Origin of the sequence: Paraburkholderia sp. SG-MS1, from assembly GCF_012275575.1 — a bacterium.
GTDB lineage: Bacteria > Pseudomonadota > Gammaproteobacteria > Burkholderiales > Burkholderiaceae > Paraburkholderia.
The window spans coordinates 1-12,072 of the sequence record NZ_NPIH01000150.1 but is presented as its reverse complement, the minus strand read 5'-3'; the positions used below and the strand labels follow the sequence as shown (position 1 = coordinate 12,072).

Here is a 12,072-nt window from a genome sequence, read left to right as displayed (position 1 = left end):
TGAAAATGCCATGACGCAACCCGATCCGCTTGATCCCGCACTTCATCCCGCCAACGACGCCGCCGTGCCGCCCGTCGACAGTTTCCGCAGCCACGACTTCCTGCTCGCGCACGTCGAGGACACGCTGCGCTTTTACGCGCCGAACGTGTTCGATCCGAGCGGCGGCTTCTTCCACTTTTTCCGCGACGACGGTTCGGTCTATGACAAAACCACGCGGCATCTGGTGAGCAGTTGCCGCTACGTCTTCAACTACGCGATGGCGTATCGCCAGTTCGGCGACCCCAAGCACCTGGAATACGCGCGTCACGGCTTGCGGTTTCTGCGCGAAGCGCATTGGGACGCGCAGCACGAGGGCTACGACTGGGAGCTCGAATGGCACGACGGCAAAAAGCGCACGCTCGATGCGACGCGCCACTGCTACGGCCTCGCGTTCGTGCTGCTCGCGTATTCGCATGCGGCGATGGCCGGTATCGAAGAAGCGAAGCCGATGATCGGCGCGACCTTCGAGCTGATGGAGCACCGCTTCTGGGACGCCGCCGCCGGTCTCTACGCGGACGAGGCATCGCCCGAATGGCGAGTTAGCTCGTACCGCGGGCAGAATGCGAACATGCACACCACCGAGGCGCTGCTGGCCGCGCATGAAGCGACCGGTCACCTCGTCTACCTCGATCGCGCGGAACGCGTCGCGTCGAATATCACGCTGCGGCAGGCGAAGCTGTCGCAAGGTCTGGTGTGGGAGCACTTTCACGCGGACTGGTCGGTCGACTGGCACTACAACGAGGAAGACAGCTCGAACATCTTCCGCCCGTGGGGCTTCCAGCCGGGGCATCAGACCGAATGGGCGAAGCTGCTGCTGATTCTCGAGCGCTTCCGGCCCTTGCCGTGGCTGCTGCCGCGCGCGATCGAACTGTTCGATGCCGCGATGACGCACGCGTGGGACGAAGACCACGGCGGCCTCTATTACGGCTTCGGCCCGGACGGCACCGTGTGCGACCACGACAAGTACTTCTGGGTCCAGGCCGAAACCTTCGCGACCGCCGCGCTGCTCGGCAAGCGCACTGGCAACGAACGCTTCTGGGACTGGTACGACGAGATCTGGCGCTATAGCTGGGCGCACTTCGTCGATCACAAATATGGCGCGTGGTATCGCATCCTCACCTGCGACAACCGCAAATACAGCGACGAAAAAAGCCCGGCCGGCAAGACCGACTATCACACGATGGGCGCGTGCTACGAGGTGCTGGCCCACGCGCTGCCCGACGGCGCCCAGGCCACGGTGGCCGCGTCCCATTCAGCGGAGAAGACAAAATGAGCAATCCGAATCCAGGCGCCGAATTCCCCCTCTTCGTGTCGGCCGGCGACATCCTCACCGACCTCGTGCGCACCGGCGCCTCGCAATGGCTGTCGCGTCCCGGGGGCGCCGGCTGGAACGTGGCCCGCTGCGTCGCGCGGCTCGGTTTGCCGACCGCGTGCGCCGGCTCGCTCGGGGTCGACAACTTCTCCGACGAACTGTGGAACGCAAGCGTCGCCGCGGGTCTCGACATGCGCTTCATGCAGCGCGTGGAGCGGCCACCCTTGCTCGCGATCGTGCATCAGACGCATCCACCCGCGTACTTCTTCATGGGTGAGAACGGCGCCGACCTCGCGTTCGATCCGGCGCATTTGCCGGCGGGCTGGATCGGCCAGGTGAAGTGGGCGCACTTCGGCTGCATCAGTCTCGTACGGCAACCGCTCGGCGACACGCTCGCCGCGTTGGCCGCCGAGCTGCGTTCGCACGGCGTGAAGATCAGCTTCGATCCGAATTACCGCAATCTGATGGAGCACGGCTACGAGCCGACACTGCGCAAAATGGCGGCGCTCGCCGATCTGATCAAGGTGTCCGACGAGGATCTGCGCCTGCTGTTCAAGACCGACGACGAAGCCGCCGCCCTCGCCCAGTTGCGCGCGATGAACCCGGCCGCCACCGTGATGGTGACGCGCGGGCCGGAGTCGGCGATGCTGATCGACGGCGCGGCGGTGATCGAGGCGCGCCCGCCGCGCGTCGAAGTGGCCGACACGGTGGGCGCGGGCGACGCGTCGATCGGCGGCCTGCTGTTCAGCCTGATGACCGCTTCACAGCGCGCGTGGCCCGAACACCTGGCGTTCGCGCTGGCGGCCGGCGCGGCCGCCTGCCGGCATGCCGGCGCGCATGCGCCATCGCTCGATGAGGTCGTCGCGCTGCTGTAATTTTTTTGCCTTGCGCGGCGTGCATTGTCACGGACAGGGCACGCCGCGCGAGCAGGGAACCGAAGCGCCGTCATCGTGCTACGATGAAAAATCCAAAACCTTTGGAAGAAGGAGCGACGCCATGGATGACATCACCTACACCAAGGGCATCTACACGGCGACGGCTTCGATAAGGGACATCGGCCAGGATGCCTGGCAGGGCGTGGTGACGCTCGCGCGCGACGAAGGTGACGAGAGCGTCGATCAGGAAACCACGCTCTACGAAGTGAAAGCGGCGTCGTCGACGCCTGAGGAAGCCCTCGAGGAAGCCAAGGCGCTCGCTCACCGCATCCTCGGGGAAATCGAACTCTAGGCAGACCGGCGCCGCGTCTGTCGCGCCGCGCCACCCTGATCAACCGGATGGAGGCGTTCATGGCCGAACAGCTCTTCCTCTACGGCGTGTACTCGATACACGTCCGCCCTCTCGAACTCAACGGCGCGCGCTGGGACGCGGAGTACGAAATCCGTCATCGCGAGAAAGCCGTCAAAGCGTGGACCACGGTCGGCGGCGACGACGGTTATGCCGATGAAGCCGAAGCGGTGGCCTCCGCGCACCAGCAGGCCGTCGACGATATCGAGCACGGTGCGGGCATTCCCAAGCCGCGGGCTTTTCCGTAGCCCGGCGCCGAGCGGGGCGCGATGGTTGTCTATTGGTTGGCTGGTCGATGCGGCGAGTGGTCCGCCAGGTTGTGTCGCGCGGATTGGCAACGCGCTGCGCGTTGTCCGAGCGAGGTGTCCGGTCGATTGCGTTGCATCGACCTCGCGCATGCTGTGCACGCCAACGCACGCAAGCACGAACGTCGCCGCACGCCCCGCGTGAACACCCATTCGAGTGCCATGGCGGGCGTCACCTGCACACCGACACCCACCACATAACAAGCCGCTTTCACCGCCGCCTGATCCCCTTCTCCCACCGCGTCACCGTGCTACGCTTGGCCCGTTTTCATTCCGACGAGCATGCGATGGCAACTGAACCGTCAGACCGCTTCTCCGGCATCGGCGACGCCGAACCGAGCGCGCCAAAACGTCGTGCGCGCGGCAGCCGTGAACTGCGTCTGGACGATCGCGTGATCATCGCGCATGGCATGCCCACGCCGTTCTGGCAGGACCTCTATCACCGCGCGCTGGTGGTGCGCTGGCCGACGTTTTTCGTCTCGCTCGCAGTGCTGTTCATGTTGCTCAACACGACGTTCGCCGCGCTTTACATGCTTGGCCACGCGTCGATCGCCAATCAGTATCCGGCCGGTTTCGGCGGCGCGTTTTTCTTTAGCGTCGAGACGCTCGCGACGGTCGGCTACGGCGACATGCACCCGCAAACCGTCTACGCGCACTGGATCGCGACACTGGAAATCTTCGTCGGCATGTCCGGCATCGCCTTGGCGACGGGGCTGATCTTTGCGCGCTTTTCGCGCCCCCACGCGAAGATCATGTTCGCGCGCTACGCGGTTGTCCGTCCGCTCGACGGCCGCATGACGCTGATGGTGCGCGCCGCCAACGCGCGCCAGAACGTGATTGCCGAGGCCCACGCGCGGCTTCGCATCATGCGCCAGGAAACCTCCTCCGAAGGCTTCACGCTGCGCAAGCTCTACGATCTGACGCTCGTGCGCGATCAGCATCCGGTGTTCAAGCTGGGCTGGTCGCTGATGCATATCATCGACGAAAGCAGTCCGCTGTTCGGCGAAACCGCCGCGACGCTCGAAGCGCGCGACACGTCGCTGCTGCTCACCCTCGAAGGCGTCGACGAATCGACTTCGCAAACCATGCAGGCGCGCCACACGTGGCGTTGCGACCAGATCTACTGGCAGCATCGTTTCGTCGACATCATGAGCGAGAGGGACGGCGTGAGCCATATCGACTATTCGCACTTCGATGAGATCGTGCCGCTCGACGCGGCGTCCCTTCACGCGAGCTTCCCGGTCAAAGCAGCGGCCCGATAACTGGCCCGATAACTGGCCCAATAACTGGCTCGATAAGCGCCGCGACACACCCGCGTCCGGCAGCGCCAACGGCACCCGGCACATACCAGGGCATACCCGAACCGCGCCGCCGCGTGGCAGATCCCTCTCAAAGACCCGCTTAAAAGCGCGGCTCGTCGCGCCCGCTTGCTGCTTACTCGTCAAAGTAGAAAAAATTCTCTCTAATCGGCGCTAAAAAATAGAGTCTCTTCCGCGGCGTGTCTTCGTGGTCCCCACCCTCGCGCGCGGAGGCAAAACAGCAATCATCTTGCAGGGAGACTCACCCATGACCGCTCGTCTGCCCATCGACGGCACACCGGCTCTCGCCAACTACAAGCTGTCCGACAATCTCACCGCGACGCACGGCCGAATCTTCCTCACCGGCACCCAGGCACTGGTGCGGCTCGCGTTGATGCAGCGCGCGCTCGACAAGACCCGCGGCATGAACACCGCCGGTTTCATCAGCGGCTATCGCGGCTCGCCGCTCGGCATGGTCGACCAGCAGTTGTGGAAAGCGAACAAACTGCTCGCGGCAAGCGATATCCGCTTTCTGCCGGCGATCAACGAAGAACTCGGCGGCACGGCCGTGCTCGGCACGCAGCGGGTCGAAGCGGACCCCGAGCGCACCGTCGAAGGCGTGTTCGCGATGTGGTATGGCAAGGGTCCCGGCGTCGACCGCGCGGGCGACGCGCTGAAGCACGGCAACGCGTATGGCTCATCGCCGCATGGCGGCGTGCTGGTGGTGGCGGGCGACGACCACGGCTGCGTGTCGTCGTCGATGCCGCATCAGAGCGACTTCGCGATGATGGCGTGGCACATGCCGGTGGTGAATCCGTCGAACATCGCCGACATGCTCGAATTCGGTCTGTACGGCTGGGCGCTGTCGCGTTTCTCGGGCGCGTGGGTCGGCTACAAGGCGATCTCCGAAACGGTCGAATCGGGCTCGACGGTCGATCTCGATGCACTGCAAACGCACTGGCCCGTTCCGGAGGATTTCGCCGTTCCCGCCGGCGGCCTGCACAATCGCTGGCCCGATCTGCCGAGCCTCACGATCGAGTCGCGCATGCACGCGAAGCTCGAGGCGGTGCGCCATTTCGCGCGCGTGAACAGCATCGACAAATGGATTGCGCCGAGCCCGCACGCGAACGTGGGGATCGTCACATGCGGCAAGGCGCACCTGGATTTGATGGAAACGCTGCGCCGGCTCGATCTGACGGTCGCGGATCTGGAAGCGGCCGGCGTGCGGATCTACAAGGTCGGCCTGTCGTTCCCGCTGGAGATGACGCGCATCGATGCGTTCGTGGCCGGTTTGTCGGAAGTGCTCGTGATCGAGGAGAAAGGCCCGGTCATCGAGCAGCAGATCAAGGACTATCTGTACAACCGCACCCAGGGTGCGCGGCCCGTCGTCGTCGGCAAGCATGCCGAGGACGGCACGCTGTTGCTGTCGTCGCTCGGCGAATTGCGGCCGTCGCGCGTGCTGCCGGTGTTCGCGAACTGGCTCGCGAAGCACAAGCCCGCGCTCGATCGCCGCGAACGCGTGGTCGATCTGGTCGCGCCGCAGATCCTCTCGAACGCGGCGGACAGCGTGAAGCGCACACCATACTTCTGCTCGGGCTGCCCGCACAACACGTCGACCAAGGTGCCGGAAGGGTCGATCGCTCAAGCCGGTATCGGCTGCCACTTCATGGCCTCGTGGATGGAGCGCGACACGACCGGCCTGATCCAGATGGGCGGCGAAGGCGTCGACTGGGCCTCGCATTCGATGTTCACGAAAACGCGTCACGTGTTCCAGAATCTCGGCGACGGCACCTACTTCCATTCCGGCATTCTCGCGATTCGCCAGGCGGTCGCCGCGAAAGCCACCATCACGTACAAGATTCTCTATAACGACGCGGTCGCGATGACGGGCGGCCAGCCGGTCGACGGCAGCATCTCGGTGCCGCAGATCGCGCGCCAGGTGGAAGCCGAAGGCGTGTCGCGCTTCGTCGTGGTCAGCGACGAGCCGGAGAAATACGACGGTCATCACGATCTGTTTCCGAAGGGCACGACCTTCCACCATCGCAGCGAAATGGACACCGTGCAGCGCGAGTTGCGCGACACGGACGGTGTCACCGTGCTGATCTACGACCAGACCTGCGCGGCGGAAAAACGGCGTCGCCGCAAGAAAGGCGAATTCCCCGATCCGGACAAGCGTCTGTTCATCAATGAGGAAGTTTGCGAGGGCTGCGGCGATTGCGGCGTGCAGTCGAATTGCCTGTCGGTGGAACCGGTCGAAACGGCCTTGGGACGCAAGCGCCGTATCGATCAATCGTCGTGCAACAAGGACTACTCGTGCGTGAACGGCTTCTGCCCGAGCTTCGTCACGGTGGAAGGCGGCAAGCTGAAGAAAGCCGCGGGCGCCGCGTTCGATGCGCAAGCGCTGGCCGCGCGCGTCGACGCTTTGCCGATGCCCGCGACGCAGCTCGACGCCGCGCCATACGACATTCTGGTGACGGGCGTCGGCGGCACGGGCGTCGTCACGGTCGGCGCGTTGATCAGCATGGCCGCGCATCTGGAAGGCAAGAGCGCTTCCGTGCTCGACTTCATGGGCTTCGCGCAGAAAGGCGGCTCGGTGCTGTCGTTCGTGCGCTTCGCCGCACGCGATGAGTGGCTCAACCAGGTCCGCATCGACACGCAACAGGCCGACGTGCTGCTCGCGTGCGACATGGTGGTCGGCGCGAGTGCCGATGCATTGCAAACAGTGCGTCATGGCCGCACGCGCATCGTCGTCAATACGCACGCGATTCCAAACGCGACCTTCGTGCAGAATCCGGACGCGACGCTGCACGCCGACGCGCTGATCGACAAGATGCGTCACGCGGCGGGCGCCGAGCGCATGTCGACCTGCGACGCTCAAGCGCTCGCCACGCGTTTTCTCGGCGACACGATCGGCGCGAACATCCTGATGCTTGGCTATGCCTGGCAACTCGGCCTGGTGCCGGTGTCATTCGGCGCAATGATGCGCGCGATCGAATTGAACAACGTCGCGGTGACGATGAACCAACTGGCGTTTTCAATCGGCCGGCTGGCCGCTGAAGATCCGGCCGCGCTCGAATCGTTGTGGCAGGCGCGGCACGCGGCGAAGCAGACCGTGCGCGTCGATACGCTGGACGAACTGATCGCGCATCGTGAGGGACGTCTGCAGACTTATGGCGGCGCAGCGTATGTGAAGCGTTATCGCGCGCTGGTAGACGCGGCACGCCGCGCGGAGACTGCCATCGACGCGACGAGCGAGCGCGTGACGCGCGCGGTCGCCACGACGTTCTATCGTCTGCTCGCGGTGAAGGACGAATACGAAGTCGCGCGTCTGCATACGGACGCCGCGTTCCGTGAAGCGCTCGAAGCGCAATTCGAAGGCGTCGCGGGCAAAGACTTCGGCATCAGGTTCAACCTCGCGCCACCGACGCTCACGCGCGCGCAACCGAGCGTCAATCCGACCAAGAAAACTTTCGGCCAATGGATGTGGCCGGTGCTCGGCATGCTCGCGAAATGGCGCGGCCTGCGCGGCACGCCGCTCGATCCGTTCGGCCGCACGCTGGAGCGCAGGATGGAGCGCGAACTCGCGGGCGATTACGAAACCACGTTGCAGCGCGCGCTCGCCAGACTTGGCGCGAACAATCTGGAAGACGTCGCGAAGCTCGCCGATCTGCATGCGCGTGTGCGCGGCTATGGTCACGTGAAGCTGGCGAATCTCGCGGGCGTGAAGCGCGGCGAACGTGATCTGGCGGCACGCTTGCAGATCGATCCGGCGACGGGTGAAGCGGTGAAAAAGTCGCTGGAAGAAATGAAGGGCGCGGGACAGTTGCGCGGCATTCCGGTGGTGGTGGCGAAGTAGTCGAAATCGCCTTGCGACGGCGCTATATGCCGTCGTGCATCGTCAATGAGAAAAGCCGCTTCGGGTGTGATCTCGAAGCGGCTTTTCTTTGCTTTGCCGATGTGACGATGCCGTCGTCACCCATCTCGCGCGGCGCTCGGGCTCGCATTCAGAAATGCCCTGACTTGCGCGACTTTTCCCGCATCGACCGGTGCGAGACCGTTGCTGCCCACGCGCACGCCGGAACCGAAATGCACCGCCTCAACTTGCGTTGCGCTCACGAATCCGGCAACCGCATCGAGCGTCAATCCCGCACCGGCCAGCACGGCGCACTGCGAGCCGCGAGCTTGCCGCACCAGTTCGCGAATCGTTGCTTGCGCGTGCAGCACCGACGGCTTGCCGCCCGACGTCAGCACATTCGTCACCGCGTCGAAACCGAGCAGCACGTCGAGCGCTTCGTGCAGATCGCGGGTTTCGTCGAACGCGCGATGGAAGGTGATGGCCATGCCATCGGCCGCATCGATCGCACGCGCGAGTCCGTCGCGATCGATCTCGCGATTGGCGTTCAGCATGCCGATCACGATGCCGTTCGCGCCCGCCGCCTTGACCGCGCGCACGTCGCGCAGCATCACCGCGTAGTCGTCGGCGTCGTACACGAACGAGCGGCTATGCGGCCGCACGATCACGTTTACCGGCACGGCGGCAGCAGGAATCGCGACCGCCGCGACCACCGCTTCGATCAGGCCGACGCTCGGCGTCAGGCCGCCCTCGCCCATCGCGGTGACGAGTTCAAGACGATCGGCGCCCGCCTGCGCTGCGACGCGCGCATCGGCAACGGTGGTGGCAATGACTTCGAGCAGAACGGACATGAGCGCAACCGGGTGTCGTTAAAAACGACATCATCTCAGAAGCGCTCTTCGTCCACCCAGTCGATGTCCCCGCACAGCACGCAGGTCTGTTCTCCGACACGCGTCGCCACCGACAACGTCACGCAGGGCAACGCCTCGTTGATCGACAGATACGGGCGCGTCACATGTACGCGTTCCGGCGCATTGATCGCATCGCGGAAATACGGGCGACGCAGCCAGTTCGCCCCTTGCGCGTCGACCAGCGGCAAAAAGCGCGTTTCATGCGCCGCGCGATCGGCGCGCAGCACAACGTTGCGGCCCGCCTGCCGGCCTTTCGCGTCAAGCAGGAAACAGCGCGCGGCATGGTCGAGCGCAAGGAAATTCCAGCACACTTCCTCGAGCGGTTCACCGGCGGCAAGCCGCTCGGCCGCGCGTTCGAAGGCCCGCAAATATGGCGCGAGACGGCTCGCGTTGCGGCGCTCGCGCGCTTCGGCCTGATCGCGGTAACGCTCGGTCAACTCGCCGATGCATTCGACCGCGTGCACCGGGTCCACCGCGCCGGGATTCGGCCGGCCGAAGAAAAAGCCCTGCACGAAGTCGGCGTTGCAGGCGAGTGCCATCTGCGCTTCATGCTCCGTTTCCACGCCTTCGATCAGCACCAGCTTGCCCGCTTCGTGCAGCAAGGCGACGAGCCCCGGCAGGATCGTCGCCATATCGGCGCGATGCGCGGCGTGCGACAACATGATGCGGTCGAGCTTCACGATGTCGGGGTTTAACTGCCAGATCCGTTCGACGTTCGAGTGGCCCGCGCCGAAATCGTCGAGTGCGATCAGGAAGCCGCGCTCGCGGAACTGGCGCACCGCGTCGGCGAGACGCTCCAGGTCTTCTGCGCTCTGTTCGAGCACTTCGAGCACGATGCGCCGCGGCGGCAGGTCGAGCCGTTTCAGACTGGCGAGCAGCGCCGCGGAGTGATACGGATCGGTGAGCGCGCCGGGATGCACGTTCAGAAACAGCCACTCGCGCTCGGCGCCGAGTACCTTGAAGTTTTCCAGATGCAGCGTCTGGGCGAGCCGATCCACTTGCAGCACGTCGCCAAGGCGTGCGGCTTCACCGAATACGTCGAGCGGCGACACGGCACGGTCGAGCGCGTCGTGCGCGCGCAGCAGCCCCTCGTAACCGACCGCCCGCATATGCGACAGGCTGAAGATCGGCTGGAACACGCTCGTGAGCGTCAGCTCGCCATGCTGTACCGAATAACGTTGGAGGCCCGACGCCACCTCGACGTCGAAACCATGCGGCGCACTCGCCGTCCTATCCTGTTGCGCAATCGTCATGCAGTCCTCTCACGCAATAGCCGGCCCGGTCCGAACTCGGAAACGAATACCTCGGCGCCGTTTTTCAAATGTGCGTCATCGCTACTGCTTAAGCAAGCTCCATGCGCACGCTGGCGCACATTCGGTTGAAATTTGCTCGAAAGATTGCACCGGGGCAAAGGCTCATGCGCCGGACGGGGGCGTAAGGCGCACCGTTGAGGTGCGTGGCGAAGAGGGCCGTTGCGCGGGCGCTTGCTGCAATAGGAACATGTGTTTGGCGCCCCGTCTGTTGCCGCGTGTGCGGCCGCGTGTGTTGCTGCGTTTTCCACCACGTTTGCACCGCGTTTGCACCGCGTTCGCCGCCATGTTCACCACCCTGCTCGCTCGCCGCCGCGCCGCCTTCACGCCGCGCTCGCAATGACCGAACGCGTCATCGGGCTACACTTTGGCCTTGCGTGTCGTGAACGCTGCGCGGTGCCCGCGTCGAGCGACCGCTTCGACCTCCCGCACAAACCCCAAGAAAACCCGTTATATCCGCATCCATAGACCGATGGAAATAGTCTTCACCGTATTGATTCTTCTGCTTGCCGTCGCCGCTTCCGGCGTCCTCACCCGCACGCTGCCATTCAAGCTGCCGCTGCCGCTCGTGCAGATCGCGATGGGCGCGCTGCTCGCCTGGCCGAGACTCGGATTGCACGTCACCTTCAATCCGGAAATTTTCATGGTGCTGTTCATTCCACCGCTGCTGTTCGCAGACGGCTGGCGTATTCCCAAGCGCGAGTTCTTCATGGCGCGCCGCGCGATCCTCATGCTCGCGCTCGGCCTCGTATTCATGACGGTGCTGGTGGTCGGCTATTTCGTGCATGCGCTGGTGCCCGCGATTCCACTGCCGGTCGCGTTCGCGCTCGCCGCAGTGCTGTCGCCGACCGATGCGGTGGCGCTCTCCGGCATCATCGGCAAGGACAAGATTCCTGGCCGGCTGATGCATATTCTCGAAGGCGAGGCGTTGATGAACGACGCCTCGGGTCTGGTCGCGCTGAAGTTCGCCATTGCCGCGGCGCTGACCGGCGTGTTCTCGCTGCGCGACGCGTCGCTCAGTTTCGTGATCATCGCGGTGGGCGGCCTCGCGGTCGGCGCGGCGGTGAGCGCGCTGTTCAGCTTCGTGTCGACCCGCTTTCTGAACCTCACCGAAGATGGCGACCCCGCGCCCGGCGTCGTGATGACGCTGCTGATTCCGTTCGCCGCTTATCTGACCGCCGAACGTTTCGAGTGGTCGGGCATTCTCGCCGCTGTCTCGGCCGGCATGATGATGAATTACGCCGCGGTGGCGAACGCGGGCTCGGTGGCGTCGCGCATCCGCGCCGCCAGCACGTGGACGATGATCGAGTTCGTCTTCAACGGCATGGTGTTCATCCTGCTGGGGCTGCAATTTCCGCACATCCTCGGCCGCGCGCTGCTCGACGCGCACGAGACCAGCGACGCGCAGGTCGGTCTGCTGATCGGCTACATCGCGGCGGTCGCTGCCGCGCTGTATGCGATGCGCTTCGTGTGGGTGTGGTGTCTGCGCTGGTTCGCGAGCCGTGGCGCGGCGAAGCACGGCGTGACGAACGCCGTGCCGGGTTTGCGCACGGTCTCGGTGACGACGGTGGCCGGCGTGCGTGGCGCGGTGACGCTGGCGGGCGTGCTGTCGCTGCCTGTGTCGTTGCCGGATGGCGCGCCGCTGCCGGGCCGCGATCTGGCGGTTTTCATCGCGTCCGGTGTGATCCTGCTATCGCTGCTGGTGGCGGTGGGCGCGCTGCCGGTGCTGTTGCGCGGCTGGCGGCGAGGCAAGGACCCGC

General features: G+C 64.9%; 9 protein-coding genes. 7 read left to right on the top strand and 2 right to left on the bottom strand.

Annotated features, from left to right (window positions below; genetic code table 11):
* Positions 1 to 10: 10 nt before the first annotated feature.
* The 6 genes from CIC12_RS11800 to CIC12_RS11775 all read left to right on the top strand — a co-directional run bounded on the left by CIC12_RS11800 (position 11) and on the right by CIC12_RS11775 (position 8,094).
* Positions 11 to 1,312 carry an AGE family epimerase/isomerase gene (locus tag CIC12_RS11800; protein ID WP_168664292.1) on the top strand — a complete coding sequence of 434 codons (1,302 nt, stop codon included), beginning with the start codon at positions 11 to 13 and terminating at the stop codon, positions 1,310 to 1,312.
* Positions 1,309 to 2,226 carry a carbohydrate kinase family protein gene (locus CIC12_RS11795; RefSeq protein ID WP_168664291.1) on the top strand — a complete coding sequence of 306 codons (918 nt, stop codon included), beginning with the start codon at positions 1,309 to 1,311 and terminating at the stop codon, positions 2,224 to 2,226. Before CIC12_RS11800 ends, CIC12_RS11795 begins: the two co-directional genes overlap by 4 nt.
* Positions 2,227 to 2,347: 121 nt before the next feature.
* Entirely contained in the window at positions 2,348 to 2,578 is a 231-nt protein-coding gene (locus CIC12_RS11790; protein WP_168664290.1) for a hypothetical protein, read from the top strand.
* 59 nt (positions 2,579 to 2,637) lie between these two features.
* Positions 2,638 to 2,883: a hypothetical protein gene (locus tag CIC12_RS11785; protein WP_168664289.1), complete on the top strand. Its 246-nt coding sequence runs from the start codon at positions 2,638 to 2,640 to the stop codon at positions 2,881 to 2,883.
* Positions 2,884 to 3,227: 344 nt separating this feature from the next.
* Positions 3,228 to 4,202 (top strand): ion channel, encoded by a 975-nt coding sequence (locus CIC12_RS11780; RefSeq protein WP_168664288.1) that lies wholly within the window; start codon positions 3,228 to 3,230, stop codon positions 4,200 to 4,202.
* Between the two features lie 304 nt (positions 4,203 to 4,506).
* A complete protein-coding gene (locus CIC12_RS11775) occupies positions 4,507 to 8,094 on the top strand; it encodes an indolepyruvate ferredoxin oxidoreductase family protein (protein WP_168664287.1) in 3,588 nt (1,195 codons plus the stop codon).
* Positions 8,095 to 8,210: 116 nt separating this feature from the next.
* Here CIC12_RS11775 and CIC12_RS11770 read toward each other — a convergent pair whose 3' ends face one another.
* Complete coding sequence (locus tag CIC12_RS11770) at positions 8,211 to 8,942, bottom strand: copper homeostasis protein CutC (protein ID WP_168664286.1); 732 nt, start codon at positions 8,940 to 8,942, stop codon at positions 8,211 to 8,213.
* 35 nt (positions 8,943 to 8,977) lie between these two features.
* A complete protein-coding gene (locus CIC12_RS11765) occupies positions 8,978 to 10,255 on the bottom strand; it encodes a sensor domain-containing phosphodiesterase (protein ID WP_168664285.1) in 1,278 nt (425 codons plus the stop codon).
* Positions 10,256 to 10,784: 529 nt separating this feature from the next.
* On the opposite strand from CIC12_RS11765, the gene CIC12_RS11760 reads away from it, so the two are divergent.
* Positions 10,785 to 12,072, top strand: a 1,288-nt coding sequence (locus CIC12_RS11760) for a Na+/H+ antiporter (RefSeq protein WP_168664284.1), incomplete at its 3' end; no start/stop codon positions are given.